Source organism: Xanthomonas bromi, assembly GCF_900092025.1.
Lineage (GTDB): Bacteria > Pseudomonadota > Gammaproteobacteria > Xanthomonadales > Xanthomonadaceae > Xanthomonas > Xanthomonas bromi.
The window spans coordinates 86,222-108,657 of record NZ_FLTX01000003.1; the positions used below are offsets into that span (position 1 = coordinate 86,222).

Consider the following 22,436-nt stretch of genomic DNA (forward strand, 5'->3'; position numbering starts at 1 on the left):
TTGAATGACTGACTTGAAAAGACTGGATGAAACGCGGCGTGCAGTGATTAGACCGTCATGCCGATGAACCCGCGCCGCCTCAACCGAAATGCGACAGCACACCGGCAATGGTAGCGGTCATGAAGGTGGCGATCGAACCGCCGAGCACCGCACGCAGGCCGAACTTGGCCAGATCGTGACGACGTTCCGGCGCCAGCCCGCCGATTCCACCGATCTGGATCGCGATCGAGCTGAAATTGGCGAAGCCGCACAACGCATAGGTGGCGATCAGGCGGCCTTCGGCGCTCAGGCCCACGCCCGGCACGTCGCCTTTCACGATGCGCGACAACTCGCTGTAGGCGACGAATTCGTTGATCACCACTTTTTGTCCGATCAACGAACCCACCGTGGTCGCATCCACCCACGGAGTGCCGATCACCCAGGCGATCGGCGCCAGCACGTAGCCGAAGATCGTCGACAGGTTGGTCGGGCGGCCCAGCAGCGCGGCGGCACCGGTGACCTCGCCCAGCCAGGTCAGCGGCGCGTTGATCAGCGCGATCAGCGCGATGAAGGCCAGCAGCATCGCGCCGATGTTCAGCGCCAGGCGCAGGCCATCGCCAGCTCCGGCCGCAGCCGCATCGATGACATTGCTGGTGGTTTTTTCCACTTCCATCTTGACCGTGCCGCGGGTCAGCGGGGTGCCGGTTTCCGGCACCAGCAGCTTGGCGACCACCAAGGTGGCGGGCGCGGCCATGATGCTGGCGGCCAGCAGATGCTTGGCATAAAACGCCTGCTGCGCCGGATCGCTGCCGCCGAGCATGCCGACGTACGCCGCCAGCACGCCGCCGGCGATATGCGCCATGCCGCCGATCATCATCGTCAGCAATTCGGATTGGGTCATCTTGGGAATGTACGGGCGCACCGTCAGCGGCGCTTCGGTCTGGCCGATGAAGACGCTGGCGCACACGCTGGTGGTTTCCGCACCAGACACGCGCATCACCTTGGTGATCGCCCACGCCATCGCACGCACCACCACCTGCATGACGCCCAGGTGGTAGAGCACGCCCATCAGCGCCGAGAAAAAGATGATGGTGGGCAGCACCTGGAATGCAAAAATGAAGCCATAGCTGTCGATGTTCATCAAGTTGCCGAAAATGAAGGTGGACCCTTCATTGACGAAACTCAGTACCTTGACGAAGCCCTTGCCCAGCGCGTCGAACACGTCGCGCCCGCCCGGCACCAGCAACACAAGTGCGGCGAACGAGATCTGCAGGGCCAGACCGGTGGCGACCAGCTTCCAGTCGATCGCGCGGCGGTTGCTCGAAAACAGCCAGGTGATGCCGATGAGCACCGCCAGACCGAACAGGCCGAAACCGATCCTTCCCAAACCTTCGACCATTCCAATCCCCGGGCTACTGACGGCAAAACGGCAAGCCTAGAGCAGGGGGTGACAGGGGGCAAGGCGAGCGGCCTTCAGACGCTGCCGGTTGGCCTGCAGCCGAGATGCGGCGGGAACGCGCATTCCGGTGCGAGCGAGCTGGTGAGCTGTGCTTGCGCAAAGTCGGGAGTTCACAGCGCCAAGATGCCTGCGGCGTTTCACATCGTGATGGCGCTGTGGCGGCGGTCGTGGCGACGCGTGGGTGAGGGACGGACGGCACCTCTCCCATGCGTGGATCCTCCGCCGTTCGGCCCGAATCCGCTGGAGCGTGGAGACGTAATTTTTCCGATCGGGGACCGATTGCGATCGGTTGCGATTGTGTGGGGACATGCGGTGCCGGGAATCACGCATCCCGGCAGCTGGCGTCATTCGCTGGTGTATCGGTGTGCGGCGGCCGCATCCGGTGTCGGGACACGCCGGCAATCCGTCCCTGGAGGCTCGATAGCGGCATCCATGCCGCGACACGGTCCCGCCCCGGATGCGACACCACGCGTTGGCGTGTCTTCGCTGCTGATGGAGAAGCAGTCTCGTTGTTCGGCAGTTGTTTCCTACTGCATGCAAATGCGCACTGCCCACAGACGGCAATCTCGCGGCAGTTGCCTTTTTTCAACGACCGACACAGTCAACGGTGCAGGCGCCCACAGTAGACCGAAGCACTCGCGAAACACTGCTAGCCGACGCAAGGAAGACGGCCGCGCGGAGCAGGACGCATGCGTCATCCGAACAGACGTCGCACTGAGGAGGAGGCGATGCACGACACTGCACACGCCGCACTCTGTCGCCTGCACGACGCCACGGCCTACTACACTGCGCACGCCGGTCCGGGGCAGGTGCCCTGGAGGTTGCGGGAGTTCGCCATGCTTTACCGTCGTCTGGGTTCCACCGGGCTGCAGCTGTCGGCCTTGTCGTTCGGGGCCTGGGTCACTTTCGGCAAACAGATCGGGCGCAGCGAAGCGCGCAATCTGATTGCCGCCGCCTGGGGCAACGGCATCAACTTCTTCGATAACGCGGAGGTCTACGCGCGCGGCCGCGCTGAGGAAGTGATGGGCGATGTGATCGCCGATCTGCGGTTGCCGCGCGATGGCTTCTGCGTGTCGAGCAAGGTGTTTTTCGGCGCGGTGGAGAGTCCGCGACCGACCCAGCGCGGGCTCTCCCGCAAGCATGTCACCGACGCCTGCCATGCCGCGCTCAAGCGCCTACGCGTGGAGTATCTGGATCTCTATTACTGCCATCGGCCCGACCCGGATACGCCGATCCAGGAAACCGTACGCGCCATGGATACGTTGATCCGCCAGGGCAAGGTGCTGTACTGGGGCACCTCCGAATGGAGCGCTGCACAGGTGCGCGAGGCCATCGCCATCGCCCAGCACGAACACCTGCATGCGCCTGCGATGGAGCAGCCGCAATACAACCTGCTGCACCGCGAGCGGTTGGAGCGCGAATACGCGCCACTGTGCGAAGGCGGGCTGGGCACCACGATCTGGTCGCCGCTGGCGTCTGGCCTGTTGACCGGCAAGTACAACACCGGCGTGCAGGACGACAGCCGTCTGGGTCAGCCGGGCAACCAGTGGCTGCAGGACGAAGTGCTGGGCGCACCGGAAGCGCGCAGGCTGGAGCGCGCACGCGCGTTCTGTGCGCTGGCCGCCGAGCTGGGGCAATCGCCGGCTCGGCTGGCCATCGCCTGGTGCCTACGCAATCCGCATGTGTCCAGCGTGATCCTGGGCGCCAGCCGGGTGGCGCAGTTGGAAGAAAACCTCGGCGCCCTGGACACCTTGAACCAGGTCGATGACGCCGGCTGGACGCAGGTGGAGTCGAGCACGCGCTGAGCGAGTGGGCTGGATCGAGCGCTGTGGCGAGCGTCTTGCGGTATGCGCGGCAGCCGAAGCCTGCTGCGCACGCAGATCAATGGACTGTGTGAATCGAAATTCGCCGTTCGATTCAGACGGCAACCCGGTCAAATGAGAATGGCTCTTGATCATTGGATGAGAATGGTTATTATTTGACTGGCCAACCGACTGGAGATCCAGATCATGACTGCTCATCCCGTGCTGCTTCGCTCCGAACCGGTCAACCTGCGCGATCGCGCCACGCCGCGTGCCGTGCCTGCCGAAGACCTCATCAGCAGCGAGGCGCTGCTCAAGGGCCGTCGCGAAGTGCTGATCCAGCATGGCGACCGCATCTATCGCCTGCGCCACACCAGCAACGACAAGCTGATCCTGACCAAGTAAGCGCTGTGCTCCGATCCGGGCCTTGCGCAGGGTCGGACCGTCTTTCGCGGGCGTTGCCGCCGCCGTCCGCGCACCCACGCTGTCCCCGGCGGCCGATCGCGGCCTTGTCTGCAGCGCACGCTGCCGGGGACTTCCCTCGAAAGGTTCCCGATGATTCGCCTGCATCCGCTGGTGGTCGCGCTGTTGCTTGCGCTGCCTGCTGCTCCGTTGTGTGCCCACGCTGCCGACCTCACCGCCAGTGGTGATGGGGCGCATGAGGTCCACGACTTCGACCGGTTGCAGGTCACCGCCACGCGTACTCAACGCGCCCTGGTCGATGTGCCGAGCACGGTGGATGTGATCGATCGCGAACAGCTGGACAACCAACTGGTGCGCGAGCTCAAGGATCTGTTCCGCTACACGCCCGGCGTGTCGGTGACCGGCACCAGTGGCCGCTTCACCGGCGCCAACGGCATCCGCATCCGCGGGCTGGACGGCAACCGCGTGGCGATCCTGGTCGACAACGTCCCGGTGTCGGACACTTTCAGTTTCGGCAACTACCTCAACGCCAACCGCAACTTCGTCGATCTTGAAACGCTCAAGCGCGTCGAAGTGGTGCGCGGGCCGGCTAGCGCCCTGTACGGCTCCGATGCCCTGGGCGGTGTGGTGGCCTTCGTCACCAAGGACCCCTCCGATTATCTGAGCGCCGACAAGCACAGCTATGTCGGCCTGAAGTTCGGCTACGAAGGCGACTGGAATGGCCTGTTCGCCGGTGCCACCGGCGCGTTCGGCGGCAAGCGCTGGAGCGGCATGGTGGCGGTGAGCCATCGCCAGGGCCAGCAAGCGCAGAACCAGGGAGACAATCGCAGCCGCGATGTCACTCGTACGGCTGCCAATCCGCAGCGTATCGATGGCCGCAGCGTACTCGCCAAAATGGTGTACGCGCCGAACGCGCAGCAGCGGCTCACGCTCACCGTGGAAGGCAACGAAGATTACGGCAGCATCGAGGCCTTGACCGGCATCGACCCGCGCGTGACCACCCCATCGTTACGCATCCTGTCCCAGGACGGACGCGACCATCAGACCCGCGCGCGCATCTCGCTACGACACGAACTGGATGCACTGGATTGGGCACTGGCCGACGATCTGCAGTGGCAGCTGTATCGCCAGGACAGCGAGAGCCTGCAGCGCACCGCCGAACTGCGCGGCAACCTCACGCGCCGCCATAACGAACACAACTTCGATCAGCGCGTCCACGGTGTGCTGGTCAACGCGCACAAAGCCATCGACACCGACACGCTCCGTCACGACATCACCTATGGCCTGGATGGCAGCTGGACCGACACCCGCGCCAAGCGCGATGGCGACTCGGTCAATCTGGCCAATGGCGCGATCACCAGTCGCGTCGGTCAGGACGTATTTCCGGTGCGCGATTTCCCCAAGAGCCAGGCCACCAAGCTCGGGCTTTATGCGCAGGACGAGATCCGCCTGTTCGATGGCAAGTTGTCGCTGACACCCGGCGTGCGCGTGGATGATTTCCGGCTGTCGCCGCAGGTGGACGACATCTTTCGCGAAGACAATCCCGGCGTTGCCGCCGAGACCATCGACCAAACCCAGGTGTCTCCAAAGATCGGTGCGGTGTGGCGGTTGTCGGACGCATGGTCGGCGTATGCCAATTACGCGCACGGTTTCCGCGCGCCGCCGTACAACGACGTCAATATCGGCTTCACCAATCTGCAGGCGCGCTACACCGCCGTCGCCAATCCGGACCTGAAATCGGAGACCAGCCGCGGTGGCGAACTGGGCCTGCGGTTCAATGCTGCCGTCGGCTATCTTAGCGTGAGTGTGTATTACACCGACTACCGCAACTTCATCGAATCGTATGCACCGGCCGGCTTCAATGCCGACGGGCTGATGCTGTTCCAGTCGCGCAATGTGGACGATGTGGTGATCCAGGGCGCCGAAGCGCGCGGCGGAGTCGATCTGGGCGCGCTGGCCGGCTGGCAGGGGTGGTCGCTCACTAGCGCGGTGGCGTATGCGCAAGGCGACAATCTCACCGACGACACTCTGCTCAATTCGGTGGACCCGTTGCGCGGCACGCTCGGCGTGGCCTTCGACAGCGATGGGTGGGGTGCGGAATTGATCGGCACCTTCGTCGCGCGCAAGCGTCGCCCGCAGCTGGACAGCTATTACACCCCGGCCGGCTACGCCACGCTGGACCTGATGGGGCATTGGGCGTTCGCGCCGGGTGCCAAGGTCACCGCCGGCATCTTCAATCTCGCCGACCGCCGCTATGTGGACTGGAACGCGCTGCCCAACGGCACGCTGGCCAGCAGTACGGTGCTCGACCGCTTCACCGGCGCCGGGCGCACCGCTTCGGTCAGCCTGGCGGTGAGCTGGTAGTGGCCAGGCCCAGCGCCCGCCCGCTGCCGTCGTTGTCGCATGCACGTGCGACCCGCGCTGCGTTGCCGCGCCCGCAGCAGCTGGCAGCGCTGGGGACGGTGCTGTGTCTGTACCGGCCTGCATTGGGCAATGAACTGGATGGCTGGCAGCACGCGGTGGATGCCGCGGCGTGTCGGCAGGTCGACAGCGATGGCGTGCGCGAAAGCATCTGGTTCTTCGATGCCGCAGGACAGTGCTGCTGGCGGATTTGCCTGTTGCCTGACAGCGACTTCCTGATTTGGGATCGCCTGATCTCGCGCCTGCCGCCGCTGACGATGGAAACCCAAGAGCTGGGGATCGGCGAGCGGCTGTGGCGCCGTTTGGCCGGGCGCATGCGTGGCGAGCCGTGGCGATTGAGCGCGCTGCGGCTGCAGACCGCCGCCGCTAGCGAACAACCGTTTGTCGCCAGCCTGGCGACCGTGTCGGCGCTGGGTGCCGAGGTCGCTGCACGCCTGGCACGCGAGGAGGGCATCGATGGCCGCGTGGCGGTGGACGACTGCTGCTGCGCGCGCGCTGCCGCCTTGCGCACGGCCTCCGCCACATCCAGCAACAACACCTCATCCGACATGACGACCTCGCTGGTGCGCCTGCGCCGCTGACGTCTCCAACCACGACCGAGAGTTCCGATGAGCCGAATGTTTCCCCGTTGCATCGTAGTGACGCTGAGCCTGATGCCGTTGATCGCCGCCGCCGACGCCCAGCGCGACCGCCAGAGCATCCTGGCGATGCAGGGCGAATACGCGGTGGACTTTGCCTTCGACGAGACGGTGCTGCTCCAGCCCGGTTACGCGCGTGCGTCGGCCATGCGCAGCGGCGCCAGCGAAGGGGTGATCGTGGTGGAGGATTCACCGCGCAAACTGGTGCTGCAGCATGTGCTGGTCGACGAAAAGACCAGGCACGTGACCAAGCACTGGCGGCAGGACTGGATCTACGAAGCGCCGCAGCGTTTCGAATTCACCGCCGATCAGACCTGGACAGTACATGCGCTGCCGCCGGCAATCACCGCCGGCGCCTGGACGCAGTGCGTCTACGAGGTCAGCGACGCGCCGCGGTATTGCGGCACCGGCCGCTGGGACTATGCCGACGGCCATCCCACTTGGACCAGCGATGTGAGCTGGCGCCCGTTGCCACGCCGCGAGTACACCAAGCGCAGCGACTACAACGCGCTATCGGTCATCAACCGCCACACGCTCACGCCCAACGGCTGGACTCATGAACAGTTCAACACCAAGGTGCTGCGCAAGCCCGACGGCAGCCAGGAAGCGATCGCGCGCGAGTTCGGCTTCAACGATTACCGCAAGACCACCGAGGTCGACTTCGCCCCGGCCTATGCCTACTGGAAGGGCACCCAAGGCTACTGGGCCAAGGTGCGCACGCGCTGGGCCCGGTTCCTCGATACCCCGCCCGGCCTGCATCTGAAGACCAAGCCGGACGGCATGGCGATCATCATGCCGATGTTCCAGCAGGCCGAGGCGGTGCAAAACGGCAAGCCGGTCAAGGACGCGCAACTGGACGCGGTGTTCTCTCAGTGGGTCGAACCGGCGCACTAGCCACCCGGATGCGGTGGCAGCGCACCAGTGCGCGATCTTGTCGGAACGCGCCGGGTGCAATCGGCGTGATCCGGAACGCCGCATCGCGCCCGGGTGCGCTCCTACGCGCCAGACGGCAGTTGGCCCTGCGAAATACCATTTATTCCTTGAACATCAAAAACGCCGCGACCAGGATCAGGCCGAACGCAGCCCAGTGATTCCACCTCAACGACTGCCCCAGGTAGAACGTGGAGAAGCCGGCGAACACCAGCAGCGTGATCACTTCCTGCATGCCCTTGAGCTGCGGCGCCGAATACACTGCGCTGCCCAGACGGTTGCCCGGCACCTGCAGGCAGTATTCGAAGAACGCGATGCCCCAACTGACCATGATGGCGATCATCAGCGGCGTGCTCTTGTACTTCAGATGCCCATACCAGGCGAAGGTCATGAACACGTTGCTGGCCAGCAACAGCAGGATGGGGTAGATGTAGGACGTGAAGGGGACGGTGGGCATGGCGTACGAACGGCAGAGAAGGGGCCGCAGCATAAGCCAACTCCGTTAAGCGCACGCGACCGTGCCGAAGAGGCCGCTCTAGCGCTGCATGCCCCAGCGGCGCACGGTCAGCCGCTCGATCGCCTGGAACACCACGCCCTCGACCAGCAACCCCAGCACGATCACCATCGCCAGCCCGGCAAATACCTTGTCGGTGTAGAGCTCGTTGCGGTTCTGGAAGATGTACCAGCCCAGCCCGCCCCGGCCGGAGGTGGCGCCGAACACCAGCTCGGCGGCGATCAGGGTGCGCCAGGCGAACGCCCAGCCGATCTTCAGCCCGGACAGGATCGCCGGCAGGGCCGCCGGGATCAGCAATTGCGCTACATAGCGCGGCCCACGCAGGCCGTAATTGCGCCCGGCCATGCGCAGCGTCTCCGGCACGGCCTGGAAGCCGGCGTAGGAGGTCAGCGCCAGCGGCCACAGCACCGAGTGCACCAGCACGAACACCAGGCTGCCGATGCCCAGCCCGAACCACAGCAAGGCCAATGGCAGCAGCGCAATGGCCGGCAGCGGGTTGAACATCGCCGTCAGCGTGCCGAGCACGTCGCGGCCCCAGCGGGTGGAGGCGGCCAGTGCGGTCAGCAGGAACGCCAGCAGCACACCCAACGCATAGCCCTGCGCCAGGACGCGCAACGAAGCGCCGACACGGCGCAGCAATTCGCCCGACAGCAGTCCATCGTAGAACGCGTGCGCGGTCTGCGCGGCGCTGGGCAGCATCAGATCGTCGCCGACCACGCGCGCAGCGATTTCCCATATGGCCGCCAGCACCACCAGCACCAAGGCCTTGCGCAGCCATGCCGGCGCCTGCCAGCGGATTGGCGCGACGGCGGTCAGCAGGGCCGGATCCAGTGGCTGCAGCGCCAGTTCGTATTCCGGGCGCACCGGCGGAACCGGCGGCCGCGCGGCAGCGGGCGAGCGGCTCATGGCAGCGCCTCGCGTTGCAGCTGGGCAGGGCGAAGCAGCGGCGCCACCTTGGCGTCGTCCAAGGTCTCGTCGGGCAAATCGAACAGCAGCCGGTGAATGCGCTGCGCGGTCTGCTGGAAGGCCACGCTACCTGCACTGTGCGGTCCGAAGGCATGCGCGTTGAGCTCGGCGCGCACCTGGCCCGGATGCGGCGACAGCAGCAAGACGCGGTTGCCGACCACCAGCGCCTCTTCGATGGAATGGGTGACGAACAACAGGGTGAAACGCGATTGTTCCCACAACTCCAGCACCTGCTCCTGCATGCGCGAACGCGTCAGCGCATCCAGTGCCGCGAACGGTTCGTCCATCAGCAGCACGCGCGGGCGCATCGCCAGGGCGCGTGCGATCGCCACGCGCTGCTTCATGCCGCCGGACAAGGTGTGCGGGTAGGCATCGGCAAACCCGCTCAGGCCGACCAGGGCCAGGCTTTCGTCTGCCCGCTCGCGCGCTTCGGCGCGGCCGAGCTTGCGCGCCGCACGCAGCCCGAACACCACGTTCTCGCGCACGGTCTTCCAAGGCGCCAGCTGATCGAATTCCTGGAACACTACCACCCGGTCCGGACCCGGCCCGGTGACCGCATGACCGTCCAGACGGATCTGTCCCTCGCGCGGCGCAACGAAACCGGCAACCGCCTTGAGCAAGGTGGATTTGCCGCAGCCCGACGGCCCCAGCAGCACGAAGCGGTCGGCTTCGTGCACATCGAAGCGCACGCGATGGGTCGCACGCACCACGCGTTGCGCGGAGGCATATTCCAGGCTGACGTGATCGACCTGCAGCAAGGGGGCGGCCATCGCTCAGCTCCCGCCCGCAATCAGCGGGTCGTCGAAGAAGTAATCGCTCACCTTGCCCGGCGCCTGCTTGATCGCGCCGCTGCGCTGCATGAACTGGCCGAGCTTCAGCGTGTTTTCTGGCGCCACGGTGAATTGCACCTTGGGGTCCTTGAGGATCTGCAGGATCAGCGCGGGGGCGATGCTCGACCCGTTACGGCGCAGGAAGATATCCGCCGCCTGCTCCGGATGCGCGGTCACGAACCTGGCCGCCTGATCCAGTGCCGCGATGAAGGCGCGATAGGTCTTGGGGTTGCTGCTGCGGAATTTCTCGGTGGCGTACAACACCGTGGCCGACGATGGGCCGCCTTCGATGTCATAGGAACTGGTGACGATATGCGCGGCCGGGTTGCGTGCCAGCTCCTGTTCCTGAAATGGCGGGCTGGCGAAATGCGCAGTGATTTCGGTGCGGCCACGGATGATCGCCGCAGCGGCATCCGGATGCGGCAATGCGACCTGCAGCGGGTCGAGCTGATGGGTCCCCTTCTCGCCCCAGCGTTGCTGCGAGGCATGCTGCAAGAAACGCGATTGCACCGAGACGCCTGTCGCCGGCACCGCAATGCGGTCTTGCGGCGTGAAATCGCCGATGGACTTGATGCGCGGGTTGTTGCTGATCAGGTAGTACGGGAAATTGCCCAGCGCTGCCACACCGCGGACATTCTGGCGGCCGCGCGTGCGGTCCCAGATGGTGAACAGCGGCCCGACCCCGGCGCCGGCGATATCGATCGAACCGGTCAACAACGCATCGTTGACGGCCGTGCCACCGGAGAGCTGCAGAAACTGCACGTCGATCTCCATCCCCGCGGCCTTGCCCTGCTGTTCGATCAACTTCTGATCCTGCGCCACGTCCAGCAGCAGATAGACGATGCCGAACTGCTTGGCGATACGCAGCCTGCCTTCGGCATGCGCGTGCGCGCTATGCAGCAGCGGCAGCGCGGCCAACACCAGCAGCGCGATGCGCCACGAAAAACGCCGGCGTTGCGAGGGTGCGTGAGAAGTGACGGTCAAACGCATGCAGCGCTCCAGTCGAAAAGGGGGAGGGGCATGTGCGCGCTCAGAACGGCGCATCGCCTTCGATGGTGGTGCGATTGAGCCGCCGGCGCAGATGATCCGGCGTGCCGGCAGCCAGATGCGTCACCGAACGGTTGTCCCAGAACACCATGTCGTGCGGCTGCCAGCGATGCCGATACACCAGCGCATCGCGCGTGGTGTGCGCGAACAGTGTTTGCAGCAGCGCGTGGCTTTCGTCTTCGGGCAGGCCGACAATGCGGGTCGTGAAGTGTTCGCTGACGAACAGCGCTTTGCGGCCGGTTTCCGGATGGGTGCGCACCACCGGGTGCTGCACCGGTGTCACTTCGGCAATCTGTTCGGCTGTCAACGCCGGGCGCCATGGATTGCGGGCGCGGAGTTCTTCGTACTTGGCGAGATAGCTGTGTTCGGCACGCAGGTCCTGCACCGTGCGTTTGAGCGAGGCGGGCAGCGTTTGCCAGGCCAGATGCTGGTTGGCAAAGAGCGTGTCGCCGCCTTCGGTGGGCAGTTCCTGCGCATGCAGCAGCGACCCCAGGCTCGGAGTTTGCTTGTAAGACAGATCAGAGTGCCAGTAATGCCCGGCATCGCCCAGGCCGATCGGCTCGCCGTTCTCCTTGATGTTGGACACCACCAGCACTTCCGGGTGCCCGCGCAGCTGGAAATTACGCAGCACATGGATCTGCAAAGGCCCGAAGCGACGGCTGAACTCCACGTGCTGCGCCGGGGTGATGCGTTGATCGCGAAACACCAGTACGTGGTGATCCAGGTGCGCGCGCTGGATGCGCGCGAAGGTGTCGTCATCCAGCGGCTGCGCGAGGTGCAGGCCGATCACTTCGGCACCCAGCGTGGCGTCGAACGGCACGATCCGGACGCCGGCGGTCTGCCCGGGGGACGACGCATCGCGCGGCGTCTGCACACGCGCTGCGGAAGTGAGGCTGGTCATGACGCGGCACCTCGACGGCAGCAATGAGGTCGCCTGCGCCAGCGACCGGACAGACCACCCTAGGCAGTCGTGTGGTCGCTGCGAACGTACGATTTGCAAGGTGCTTATGCGCTGCAGACATATGCAAAGCCGGCTGGCAGGCGAGACATCGTGCGGCTGCAATGTCCATTGCGCTGATTGATAGCGCTGTCATCAGGCGACGTAGCGCAGGCCATCACCCGCATGCGCTGCGTTCCTGTGCGCTTGGAGCGGCGACCAACACGTCGCGAGCCGCCGTCAGGCGGCTGCGGACGGCGCGCTCAGGCGCGCAGTGTACGAGTGGGACATGTCGAATCCGGGCACCGGCCGCGCCTGCCTGGCGGCCGCGCAGTCGTTCGGTCGACTGCGCTCATTCGCTACGCAACGCCAACGCCGGTGGCGTGGACAGGATGCGCCGGGTGCCCGACCAACCCGCCAGCAGACTCAACGCCAACCCGAATGCACCGCCGAGCAGCAGGCGCGGCCAATCCGGTGTCAACGCGATCTCGAACGCCTGCTTCCCCACCACCGCGCCGATCACGGCCGCAGCGGTGACGGCCAGCGTCGCCGCCAGCAAGCCGAGCGCACCGAATTCCACCAGCACCGCGCCGCGCAACTGGCCGCGGCGTGCGCCCAGCGTGCGCAGCACCGCGCTGTCGTAGCGGCGCTCGCCGGCGGTGGCCTGCAACGCGGCCAGCAACACCAGCACCCCGGCCAGCAGGCTGAAGCCCATCACCAGCTGCACGGCCTGCGCTACCTGGTCGATCACCTCGCGCACGCGGCCCAGGATGGCATCGATGTCCAGCAACGAGATGTTGGGGTAGTCGCGGCTCAGCGAGGCCAGCTTGGGCGCATTGCCGGGCGGCAGGTGGAAGGCGGAAATCAGGTTGTACGGCGCATCGCCCACCGCGCCTTCATTGAGTAGCAGGAAGAAGTTGACCTGGAACGAATCCCAATCGGCCTTGCGGATGCTGGTCACCGTGAACGTGCGTTGCTGTTCGCCCAGCAGCAAGGTGATGCGGTCGCCCAGTTTGAGTTGGTAGCGCTGCGCCCAGCCTTCTTCCACCGAGGCCTCCGCCGCGGTGCTGTCGGCTGCCCAAAACTTGCCCTGCAGCAGCGTATTTGCCGGCGGGAAGGCATGCCGCCAGGAAAAATTGACCGGGCGGTTGTCGCCGTCGCCATCGTCTTGCGGGTCGCGATCGCCGCGCACCGGCGGTTTGTCGTTGATGGCGACCAGGCGACCGGTGGAGAACGGTTCCACCGCCGCACCCTCCACGCCCAAGCCGCGCAGCGTCTGCAGCACCGGCTGGGTCTGTTCGGGCTGGATGTTCATCAGGAAGTAGTTGGGTGTGTCCGCAGGCAGGCGGTCGCGCCACTGGCCAAGCAGGCCCGGGCCGACCACGGCCAGTAGCAACAGCGCGCACAGCGACAGCGACAGCCCGACCAGCTGCACCACGCTCAACCCCCGTCGCCGCGTCAGCGACGCCAGTCCCAGCTTCCAGGACCCGCGCAGGCGGTGCTGGATCGGCCGCAGCAAGGCCAGCAATCCCAGCCCCAGCACCATCGCCACCAGCGCCAACGCGGCCAGGCCACCCAGCACCCAACCCGCCAGCACCAGGTTGCCGGTGGCATACACGGTGAGCGCCAGCGTGGCGGCCAAGGCCGCGCCATACACCAACAACGAGCTGGGCGGCACGGCGGCAAAGCTGCGGTTGAGCACACGCATCGGTGGCACATTGCGCAGCCGCAGCAGCGGCGGCAGGCCGAAGCCCAGCAACAGCGCCAGACCGATGCCTGCGCCCGCCAGGGCCGGGGTGGCCTGCGGCAGCGGCAGGCGGTTCGGGATCAGGCTACCCAGCGCCTGCACCAGGCCTTCCTGCGCCAGCATGCCCAGCCCGATCCCGACCAGGCAGGCCGGAATCGCCGTCAGCAGCAACTGCAGCGACAGCATCGCCAGAATGTCGCGCTGGCGGGCGCCCAGGCAGCGCAAGACCGCTACGGTGTCGATGCGCCGCATCGCAAACCGGTTTGCCGCCAGGGCCGTCGCCACGCCGGACAACAACACCGCCAGCAATGCGGACAAGGCCAGGAAGCGCCCGGCGCGATCGAAGGCGGCGCGCATGCCGCGTTGGGTGTCTTCGATGCCGACCAGCCGATACTCGCTGGCGCGTGGCTTGAGCCAGGCGCGCAGGTCGGCGATGGCATCCGGTGTGCCGGCGAACATCAGCCGGTAGGAGGCACGGCTGCCGGGACCGAGCAGGCCGGCGCCTTCGATATCGGCGCGATTGACCAGTAGCGGCGGCGATAGCTGCATCAGCTCACCGGACGCATCCGGCTCGGCACGCAGGACGCCGGTGATGGTCAGATGGCCGGCACCGAATTCCAGCTGTTCGCCAACGCGCAGACCCAGCGTTTCGAGCAGACGCGGATCGGCATAGGCCTGGCCCGGCGGCGGTGCGCTGGCAACGCTGCCTTCCGTCCCGACGCCGTCCTTGGACACCCGCAATTGTCCGCGCAGCGGGTAGCCCGCACCGACGCCGCGGATATTGGCCATCTGGCTGGCCTCGCCATGGAACAGCACGCTGGGGAAGCTGACCAAGCGCGTACTCTGCAGGCCGCGTCGTTTGGCTTCGTCGGCGAAGTCGGCTGGGATCTCCTGGCGCCCGGTCACGCCCAGATCGCCGCCGAGCACCTCGGCCGCGCTGGAGGTCAGCGCCAGCGTCACCCGGTCGACCAGCGTGCCCACCGCCGTCATCACCGCCACGCCCAACACCAGCGCGGCGAACACGGTCAGCAGATCGCCGGCCAGGAATTCGCGGCGGACAGCGCGTGCGGCTTGTTTGACGACGTTCATGCCGCCGCGCCGGCCGCTTGCGCGTGCAGGCGGCCGCCATCGATGCGGTAGATATGGCGGCAGCGCTGCGCCAGGGTCATGTCGTGGGTGACCAGCACCAGGGTGGTGTCGCTGGTGGCATTGAGCGCGAACAGCAGGTCGCTGATCTGCGCGCCGGTGGCCTGGTCGAGGCTGCCGGTGGGCTCATCGGCGAACAGGATGCGCGGGCGTGCCACGAACGCGCGCGCCAGCGCCACGCGCTGCTGCTCGCCGCCGGACAGCTGGCGCGGGTAATGCCGTGCACGCGCGCTTAGGCTCACGGCCTCCAGCACCTCGCGCACCCGCGCCGGATCCTCGCGCCCGGCCAGTTCCAGCGGCAGGGCGATGTTTTCTTCGGCGGTCAGCGCCGGCAGCAGGTGGAAGCTCTGGAACACGAAGCCCACCGCGCGCGCGCGCAGCGCAGCGCGGGCTTCTTCGTCGAGCTGGCCCAGGTCCTGGCCGGCCAGCGCAATGCTGCCGCGGCTGGGCAGGTCCAGCCCGGCGAGCAGGCCCAGCAGGGTGGTCTTGCCGGAACCGGAGGCCCCAACAATCGCGATACTGTCGCCTTCACTGACCGTCAAGCTGATGTTGTCGAGGATGTGGAGCGTTCCCTCCGGACCACTGACGGACTTGCCGACCTCGCGAACGTCGATGGCGGTGCGGGTGCTGGAGCGGGGGGCCAGACTGTCGATGAGGAATCTCCAAATGCGTGAAAGAACACTGCGATATGGCGCGCTGGTCCTGTGGCTGCTGACACTCTCCCTGCTTGCGCCGGGGATTGCCTCTGCCAAAAGTCCGGCTACTGCTGCACCGATCCTGGTGGTGGGCGACAGCCTGAGCGCTGCGCACAACATCCCGGTGCAGTCCGGTTGGGTGACCCTGCTGGACCAGCGCCTGAAACGTGACATGGCGACGCCACCGGCTGTCGTCAATGCCAGCATCAGCGGCGAAACAACGTCCGGCGCGCTGACCCGGCTGCCGGGCCTGCTGGAAAAGCACCGTCCCGGCGTGGTGGTGATCGAACTCGGTGGCAACGATGCATTGCGCGGGCTGACCCCGGCCCAGCTCAGGGGCAACCTGGAAAAGATGATCCAGCTCAGCCAGCAGGCCGGCGCCAAGGTGCTGCTGCTCGGGATCGATGTGCCGCCGAATTACGGACCGGCCTACCGCCAGCGGCTCAAGGCGACCTATGCCGACCTCTCCAGACAGTACAAGACCGCGCTGGTGCCGTTTTTTCTGGAAAAGGTCGCGTTGCAGCCCGAGCTGATGCAGGCAGATGGCCTGCACCCTACCGCCGCTGCGGAGCCGAAGGTGCTGGAGACGGTGTGGCCAGCGTTGCGCCCCCTGCTCGGGCGCTAAACGCCGAGCAACGCAAAGTGTTATCCAGTCTTCACGCCCTTTCCACCGGTCATCCGTCATGTTTCACAAAGCTGAAGACCGAGGAAAGTCCATGCGTCAGACCAAGGAAACGTCCGGCCTCGTGCTGGTCGTCGAAGACAATCGCAACATCTCCGAAATGATCGGCGAATACCTGGAAGGCCGTGGCTTCGAGGTCGACTATGCGCAGGACGGACTGGACGGTTACCGTCTGGCCGCCGAGAACAGCTACGACGTGGTCGTGCTGGACCTCATGCTGCCACGCCTGGATGGCATCGAAGTGTGCCGCCGCTTGCGTAACGACGCACGCAAGTCCACGCCGGTGCTGATGCTCACCGCCCGCGACACGCTGGACGACAAGCTCACCGGCCTGGGCTTCGGCGCCGACGATTACCTGACCAAACCGTTCGCGATTCAGGAACTGGAAGCGCGTCTGCGTGCCCTGATCCGCCGCGAGCGTCGCCAGGTGGGCTCGGAAGTGCTCAAGGTCGCGGACCTGGTGCTCGATCCGGTCAGCATGCGCGCCACCCGTGCCGGCACCGAGCTGCAGCTCTCGCCGATCGGCCTGCGCCTGCTGACCATCCTGATGCGCGAATCGCCCCGTGTGGTGACCCGCCAGGAAATCGAGCGCGAAATCTGGGGCAATGGGTTGCCGGATTCGGACACCCTGCGCAGCCATCTGTACAACCTGCGCAAGATCATCGACAAGCCGTTCGACCGCCCGCTGCTGCACACTGTGCAGAGCGCTGGCTATCGCATCGCCGACATCGCCCAACCGATGGCCTGATGTCGTCGGCCGGCCGCCGTTCTGGCGGCCGACCACTGTGTCGGCGCTCACGCGCCGATCGTTTTTCTGTGCGGCCGACTGGTTGCACGACGGACTCACGGAAGCGTTGCCTATACTCCGGCGCTCTCCCCTGGATGCAGCAATGCCACATGGGCTCCCGCGAAAAATACGTCTCGCCTTCCTGCTGCAGGTCGGGTTGGCGAGCATTGCCCTCGTGCTGGCCGGGTATCTGGTGTCGTTCGTCATCAAACACAGCCTGGTGCGCACCGTGCTCGCCGATGAGGCGGTGCATTTTTGGCAGATGCAAAAGAGCGTGCCGGACAACCGGCCGCCGAACACGCGCAACATCCAAGGGTATTTTTCGCCGGCCGGCACTGCCGCCGATAGCGCACCGCCCGCGCTACGTGCCCTGTCGCCGGGTTTTAGCGAGGTAGCTGCCGCCGATGCGCTGGTCTATGTGGACCAGCATCCGGAAGGGCGCCTGTATCTGGTGTTTCCACGCTCGCGTGCGGCGCATCTGACGCTGTGGTTCGGTGTCGTGCCGGCGATCGTGGTGCTGCTGGTCATTTACGGGGTGTCCTGGTTTACCTACCGGGTCTCCAAGCGCCTGGTGTCGCCGATCAGCTGGCTGGCGCGGCGCGTGTCGCACTGGGACCCGCGCAACCCGGATGTGGACGAACTGGCTCCGGAGCGGCTGCCTGCCGAATTGCAGGGCGAAACGCGCCAGCTCGCCGCCGCCCTGCATGCCTTGGGGCTACGCGTCAGCGAGCATGTGGCGCGCGAACGCAATTTCACCCGCGATGCCAGCCATGAATTGCGCACGCCACTCACGGTGATCCGTGTGGCCAGCGACATGGCGCTGGCCGACGATGAATTGTCCGCGCGTACCCAGCGCAGTCTGCGCCGCATCCAGCGTGCCGGCCACGATATGGAAGCGGTGATCGATGCGTTCCTGATCCTGGCGCGCGAAGCCGAGATCGATCCGCAGAGCGAAACCTTCGATGTCGCCGAACTGGCAAGAGAAGAAGTCGAGAGCGCGCGCGACTTGCTCGGTGACAAGCCCGTGTCGTTGCGCATGGTCGGCGACCGCAGCCTGCAGATGTTCGCGCCGCCCAGGGTGATGCGGGTGGTGCTGAGCAATCTGTTGCGTAACGCCTGCGCCTACACCGATGCCGGCGGCATCGATGTCGAGGTCACCCACGACCGCATCGTGGTGCGCGATACCGGGATTGGCATGAGCGAAGACGCGCGTGCACGCGCGTTCGAACCGTTCTTCCGCGCCGACCCCACCCGCCCGCAAGGCACCGGCCTGGGGCTGTCGATCGTGCGTCGGCTCTGCGACCGCTTCGGCTGGCGTATCGAATTGCACAGCGAAACCGGTGTCGGTACCTCGGTGGCGGTGGTGGTAGCCTAACCTGGCGGTCGGTATGGCTTGCTTGCGGACAGCCGCGCTGCGATAGCTGCGCGCCGAAAGAGCAGACGCCGACGGCCGTTGCGTGCGGGACGACGTCGGCAGCTTGCCGCCATGCCGAAATGCGCGCTATCGCTGAAACGCCAGCCCACCCATCGCCTGCAGACCGGCCGATCCGGCGAGGCGCGCCGGATCGATTCCGCGGCGATCAGCGTTGTTCCAGGACCGGTGCCACGACCTTGCGCCAGATCGCGTACCCATCGGCGGTCATGTGCAGCCTGTCTTCGCGGAACAGTTCTGCGCGCGGGTTGCCGCTGGCATCGAGCATCGGCGTGTAGATGTCCACGTAGTCCACGCGCGGCAGCGGTGCGAGTGCGTCCTTGATCAGCCGGTTGGCAGTGATCACCGCCGGCAGCAACTGCGCGCGCGACGGGCTGGGCTTGATCGACAGATAGCTGATGCGCGCCTCGGGCAGATCGCGGCGGATGCGCGCTACGAATGCCAGCACGTCATCGCGCACCTGCTCGGGCGTGCGGCCGCTGTTGAGGTCGTTATCGCCGGCATACAGCACCACTTGGCGCGGTGCATACGGAATCACGATACGGTCTGCGTACCATGTGCTGTCGCGCACTTCCGAGCCGCCGAAGCCGCGGTTGATCACCGGCTTGTCCGGGAAATCCTGGGCCAGCGTCTCCCAGAACCGGATCGACGAGCTGCCCACGAACACGATGCCGTGCTTGGGGGGCGGTTGGCGCGCATCGCTCTTGGCGAAGCGTTGCATGTCTTCTTCCCAGGCGGCGTTGGAGACCTGTGCAGGTACTGCAGGAGCGGTGTGCGGCGCATCGGCGTACACATGGCCGGACAGCAGGGCAAGGGCGCACAGCACGGTGCGTAGGCGATCGATGGTCATGCAGGAACCTTGAGCAGCGAAGCGGGCTGCCATGGTGCGCCAGGCTGGAAGCTGAGGGCAAACCTGCCGGCAGCTGGCGGGGCGGGGCGGCACGGTGCAAGATTCGCACTTTCCCCAGCAGCGACCTTGCCATGCGTTCGACCTGTTCCCATCTTCGCCCTTGCGGCAGGAAGCACTGACGCATGGCCGATCAATTGGGGCACGTCCCGCGGGGCCCGCGCCGCCTGATCAAGGCGGCGATCTGGTCCTGGCAGGGATTGCGCGCCGCGTGGCTGCATGAATCCTCGTTCCGGCTGGAGGTCTGCCTGGCGGTGGTGCTGGTACCGCTCGGTCTGTGGCTCGGGCAGTCGGGACTTGAGCGCATTGCACTGATCGCACCGTTGCTGATCGTGTTGGCTGCCGAGCTGTTGAATTCTGCGATCGAAGCGGTGATCGAACGCTACGGCCCGGAGCATCACGTGCTGGCCGGGCGTGCCAAGGACATGGGCTCGGCCGCAGTGTTCGTTCTGCTGATCAACGTGCTGCTGTGCTGGGGATTGATCCTGCTGCCGAGGCTGTGGTGAGGCGCGGTACGACTGGCGAATCGGCACGTGTCGTGTGCATGCTGGCTTGACTTGGCCCGTGGCATGCTCGGGCACTCTTTCAACGGAATCGCCTGCATGCCTGCCCTGATTCGCGCCCTTGTGTTGCTGATCCTGACCGTCTCGCTGTCCGGTTGCGGCTATAACGCGATCCAGCAGAAGGAAGAGGGCGTCAAGGCCGGTTGGTCGGAGGTGCTCAATCAGTATCAGCGCCGCGCCGACCTGATTCCCAATCTGGTGCGCACCGTGCAGGGCTACGCGCAGCAGGAACGCCAGGTGCTGACCGAAGTGACCAATGCGCGTGCGCGCGTCGGCCAGATCCAGGTCAATGCCGATGACGAAGCATCGTTGAAGCGGTTCCAGCAGGCCCAGGGCGAACTGGGCAGTGCGTTGTCGCGTTTGTTGGTGGTCAGCGAAAACTACCCGCAGCTGAAGTCGGACCAGTCGTTCCGCGATCTGCAGGTGCAACTGGAAGGCACCGAAAACCGCATCACCGTGGCGCGCGGTCGGTATATCCAGACCGTGCAGGACTACAACACCTATATCCGCTCGTTCCCGCAGGTGATCACGGCCAAGATCTTCGGCTACCAGCCCAAGCCCAATTTCAGCGTAGAAAACGAAGCGCAGATCTCGCGCGCGCCGCAGGTGGATTTCGGCAAGCAGCAGGCGCCGCAACAACAGCCTGCGACGCAGCCAGCGCAGTAACCGGGTGCGCTGTGTGGGCGGTGCCTGTTCGGCCGTCGCGTATTGCACCGTGATCGGTACGGTGACGGTGGTGCGTGATGTGCAGTGGTTGCGTGAGGCAGTCGTCGGGAATAAGCCAGGGACGCGCGAGGTCCAAGCACGCGCAGGCAATCGCCACGGTAACGCTCATGTCCACCGCTAGATCAGAGAAGCTGCGGAACAAACCTGCAAAACGTGTCGGAGCGGATCATTAGCCCCGTTCCGGTCGGGAGATGGACAAGGGTACGGCGCGAGGCTTCGCAAATGATCCCGACCACATGTGGCTCAGCGCCAATCCTCATCCGCTTCTTCTGGCATCTTTTCACTCTCAAGAGGGGAAGTTCGTGCCGGCAGAGGGATTGGCAAAACCCAGTGCTGATCGACCATCAGTGCGCATCAGGTAGGAGTTAGCAATGCGGCGAACGTATGTAGGAGTGGTATGGATGATGGCGTTGCTTCTGCTGCCGGCGTCGCTGCTGGCGCAGGAGTTGGCTGCCATCCCACCGCTGCGCTCGCCGGTCGTCGATGTCACCGGCACGCTGGATGCGGGGCAGATCCAGCAGCTCGAGCAACAGGCGCTGGCCTTGCAGCAACGCAAGGGCGCGCAACTGCAGATCCTGATCGTGCCGACCACGCAGCCGGAAGCGATCGAGCAATACACCCAGCGCGTGTTCGACCAGTGGAAGATCGGCCGCAAGGGCGTGGACGACGGCGTACTGCTGCTGGTGGCCAAGGACGACCGCCGCGTGCGCATCCAGCCGGGTTACGGTCTGGAAGGCGCCATCCCCGACATCACGGCGAACCGCATCATCCAGGAGTATCTGGCGCCGCGCTTCCGTGAGGGCGACTACGCTGGCGGCATCGCAGCTGCAACCGCGACGTTGGCCGGTCTGATCGAAGGCGAGGCCTTGCCGCCGCCGGTCAGTGGGCATGCCGATGGCCGCAACGGCAACGGCAACGGCGTGGGCGGCGGTGGCTGGATCATGGCGTTGTTCATCGGTTTCGTGGTGGCCATGGTGGCGCGCGGCATCCTGGGCGGGTTGCCGCGCCCGCTACGCGCCGTGCTGACCGGCGTTGCCGCTGGCGGTGCGGCGTTGCTGTTTACGTCGTTGCTGTTCGCCAGCGCGGGCGCGGCGGTGATCGGCTTGCTGGCGGGCCTGGCTTCCGGCTCGCCGGGGCGTTTCGTCGGTGGCGGAGGCTGGGGCGGCGGTGGCTTCGGCGGATTTGGCGGCGGTGGCCGTGGCGGTCTCGGCGGCGGCGGTGGGTGGGGCGGTGGTGGCGGATCATCAGGAGGCGGTGGCGCCTCGGGGAGCTGGTAATGCGGTGGCTCAGGCATATTTTCGCGCCCTCGGCGCAGCGCAGTTTTCCCGCCGCATGCATGGATACCATTGCGGCGGCGATAACTGCCAGCGAGCGCTCGCACACCGGCCAGATCATGGTCGCGGTCGAAGCCGATCTGCCACTGGATGCGTTGTGGCGCGGCCATCGCGCCCGTCAGCGCGCCGAGCAGGCCTTCACGCACTTGCGCACCTGGGACACCGAGGCCAATAACGGGGTGCTGATCTACCTGCTGCTGGCGGACCACGCCATCGAGGTGATCGCCGACCGTGGCCTGCATAGCCGGGTGCCCGAGGCGCACTGGGTCGAGGTGTGCCGGCGCATGCAGCAGTTCCTGCGCGAAGGTCAGCACGAAGCGGCGGTCCTGGCCGGCATCGAGGCGGTGACCGAGCTGCTGGCCGAGCATTTCCCGGCCACCGACGGCGCGCAGCATGAAGACGAGCTACCTGATCGGCCGCAGCTTTTAGGCTGAGCGCGTCCAAGGTGTCAGAATAGCGGCCTCGCTTTTC

The 22,436-nt window shown here is 65.9% G+C and carries 21 protein-coding genes and 1 other RNA gene; 12 read left to right on the forward strand and 10 right to left on the reverse strand.

The window, feature by feature from the left end; translation table 11 throughout:
• Positions 1-79 precede the first annotated feature (79 nt).
• A complete protein-coding gene (locus tag XBLMG947_RS00760; RefSeq protein WP_065465947.1) occupies positions 80-1,378 on the reverse strand; it encodes a NupC/NupG family nucleoside CNT transporter in 1,299 nt (432 codons plus the stop codon).
• Positions 1,379-2,274: 896 nt separating this feature from the next.
• Here XBLMG947_RS00760 and XBLMG947_RS00765 point away from each other — a divergent pair.
• The 5 genes from XBLMG947_RS00765 to XBLMG947_RS00785 all read left to right on the forward strand — a co-directional run bounded on the left by XBLMG947_RS00765 (position 2,275) and on the right by XBLMG947_RS00785 (position 7,616).
• The gene (locus XBLMG947_RS00765) at positions 2,275-3,243 is read left to right on the forward strand and encodes a potassium channel beta subunit family protein (RefSeq protein ID WP_065466051.1); all 969 of its coding nucleotides are present in this window, start codon (positions 2,275-2,277) and stop codon (positions 3,241-3,243) included.
• Between the two features lie 204 nt (positions 3,244-3,447).
• Positions 3,448-3,645: a hemin uptake protein HemP gene (hemP, locus tag XBLMG947_RS00770; RefSeq protein ID WP_065465948.1), complete on the forward strand. Its 198-nt coding sequence runs from the start codon at positions 3,448-3,450 to the stop codon at positions 3,643-3,645.
• Positions 3,646-3,795: 150 nt separating this feature from the next.
• Positions 3,796-6,027 carry a TonB-dependent hemoglobin/transferrin/lactoferrin family receptor gene (locus tag XBLMG947_RS00775; RefSeq protein ID WP_065465949.1) on the forward strand — a complete coding sequence of 744 codons (2,232 nt, stop codon included), beginning with the start codon at positions 3,796-3,798 and terminating at the stop codon, positions 6,025-6,027.
• A complete protein-coding gene (locus XBLMG947_RS00780) occupies positions 6,027-6,665 on the forward strand; it encodes a ChuX/HutX family heme-like substrate-binding protein (RefSeq protein WP_065465950.1) in 639 nt (212 codons plus the stop codon). The genes XBLMG947_RS00775 and XBLMG947_RS00780 overlap by 1 nt, the downstream gene beginning before the upstream one ends.
• Positions 6,666-6,692: 27 nt before the next feature.
• Entirely contained in the window at positions 6,693-7,616 is a 924-nt protein-coding gene (locus XBLMG947_RS00785) for a DUF6607 family protein (protein WP_065465951.1), read from the forward strand.
• A 139-nt stretch (positions 7,617-7,755) separates the two neighbouring features.
• Here the strand turns inward: XBLMG947_RS00785 and XBLMG947_RS00790 are convergent, their stop codons facing one another.
• From XBLMG947_RS00790 to XBLMG947_RS00825, 8 genes are all read right to left on the reverse strand, one after another.
• Complete coding sequence (locus XBLMG947_RS00790; RefSeq protein ID WP_065465952.1) at positions 7,756-8,109, reverse strand: DMT family protein; 354 nt, start codon at positions 8,107-8,109, stop codon at positions 7,756-7,758.
• Positions 8,110-8,187: 78 nt separating this feature from the next.
• Positions 8,188-9,072: an ABC transporter permease gene (locus XBLMG947_RS00795; RefSeq protein WP_065465953.1), complete on the reverse strand. Its 885-nt coding sequence runs from the start codon at positions 9,070-9,072 to the stop codon at positions 8,188-8,190.
• Positions 9,069-9,902 carry an ABC transporter ATP-binding protein gene (locus XBLMG947_RS00800; protein WP_065465954.1) on the reverse strand — a complete coding sequence of 278 codons (834 nt, stop codon included), beginning with the start codon at positions 9,900-9,902 and terminating at the stop codon, positions 9,069-9,071. Before XBLMG947_RS00800 ends, XBLMG947_RS00795 begins: the two co-directional genes overlap by 4 nt.
• Positions 9,903-9,905: 3 nt before the next feature.
• Complete coding sequence (locus XBLMG947_RS00805; protein ID WP_065465955.1) at positions 9,906-10,952, reverse strand: ABC transporter substrate-binding protein; 1,047 nt, start codon at positions 10,950-10,952, stop codon at positions 9,906-9,908.
• 40 nt (positions 10,953-10,992) lie between these two features.
• Positions 10,993-11,910, reverse strand: a complete 918-nt coding sequence (locus XBLMG947_RS00810) for a TauD/TfdA dioxygenase family protein (protein ID WP_065465956.1) — start codon at positions 11,908-11,910, stop codon at positions 10,993-10,995.
• Positions 11,911-12,160: 250 nt separating this feature from the next.
• A non-coding RNA gene (locus tag XBLMG947_RS00815) (sX9 sRNA) lies at positions 12,161-12,237 on the reverse strand.
• A 61-nt stretch (positions 12,238-12,298) separates the two neighbouring features.
• Complete coding sequence (locus tag XBLMG947_RS00820) at positions 12,299-14,782, reverse strand: ABC transporter permease (RefSeq protein ID WP_065465957.1); 2,484 nt, start codon at positions 14,780-14,782, stop codon at positions 12,299-12,301.
• Positions 14,779-15,387 (reverse strand): ABC transporter ATP-binding protein, encoded by a 609-nt coding sequence (locus XBLMG947_RS00825; RefSeq protein WP_258077722.1) that lies wholly within the window; start codon positions 15,385-15,387, stop codon positions 14,779-14,781. The genes XBLMG947_RS00820 and XBLMG947_RS00825 overlap by 4 nt, the downstream gene beginning before the upstream one ends.
• 103 nt (positions 15,388-15,490) lie before the next feature.
• Between XBLMG947_RS00825 and XBLMG947_RS00830 the strand changes: the two genes are divergently transcribed.
• The 3 genes from XBLMG947_RS00830 to XBLMG947_RS00840 all read left to right on the forward strand — a co-directional run bounded on the left by XBLMG947_RS00830 (position 15,491) and on the right by XBLMG947_RS00840 (position 18,378).
• Positions 15,491-16,159, forward strand: a complete 669-nt coding sequence (locus XBLMG947_RS00830) for an arylesterase (RefSeq protein WP_181093090.1) — start codon at positions 15,491-15,493, stop codon at positions 16,157-16,159.
• Between the two features lie 91 nt (positions 16,160-16,250).
• Positions 16,251-16,964 (forward strand): response regulator transcription factor, encoded by a 714-nt coding sequence (locus XBLMG947_RS00835; protein ID WP_002811889.1) that lies wholly within the window; start codon positions 16,251-16,253, stop codon positions 16,962-16,964.
• Positions 16,965-17,106: 142 nt separating this feature from the next.
• A complete protein-coding gene (locus XBLMG947_RS00840) occupies positions 17,107-18,378 on the forward strand; it encodes a sensor histidine kinase (RefSeq protein WP_065465960.1) in 1,272 nt (423 codons plus the stop codon).
• A gap of 205 nt (positions 18,379-18,583) precedes the next feature.
• Here the strand turns inward: XBLMG947_RS00840 and XBLMG947_RS00845 are convergent, their stop codons facing one another.
• Positions 18,584-19,285: an SGNH/GDSL hydrolase family protein gene (locus XBLMG947_RS00845; protein ID WP_065465961.1), complete on the reverse strand. Its 702-nt coding sequence runs from the start codon at positions 19,283-19,285 to the stop codon at positions 18,584-18,586.
• 182 nt (positions 19,286-19,467) lie between these two features.
• Between XBLMG947_RS00845 and XBLMG947_RS00850 the strand changes: the two genes are divergently transcribed.
• From XBLMG947_RS00850 to XBLMG947_RS00865, 4 genes are all read left to right on the forward strand, one after another.
• Positions 19,468-19,848, forward strand: coding sequence for a diacylglycerol kinase (locus tag XBLMG947_RS00850; protein ID WP_065465962.1), 381 nt, complete (start codon positions 19,468-19,470; stop codon positions 19,846-19,848).
• A gap of 96 nt (positions 19,849-19,944) precedes the next feature.
• A complete protein-coding gene (locus XBLMG947_RS00855; RefSeq protein WP_065465963.1) occupies positions 19,945-20,571 on the forward strand; it encodes a LemA family protein in 627 nt (208 codons plus the stop codon).
• A gap of 431 nt (positions 20,572-21,002) precedes the next feature.
• On the forward strand, positions 21,003-21,908 hold the full coding sequence (locus XBLMG947_RS00860) for a TPM domain-containing protein (protein WP_065465964.1): 906 nt from the start codon (positions 21,003-21,005) through the stop codon (positions 21,906-21,908).
• Positions 21,908-22,399: a TPM domain-containing protein gene (locus XBLMG947_RS00865; protein ID WP_065465965.1), complete on the forward strand. Its 492-nt coding sequence runs from the start codon at positions 21,908-21,910 to the stop codon at positions 22,397-22,399. Before XBLMG947_RS00860 ends, XBLMG947_RS00865 begins: the two co-directional genes overlap by 1 nt.
• Positions 22,400-22,436: the final 37 nt, after the last annotated feature.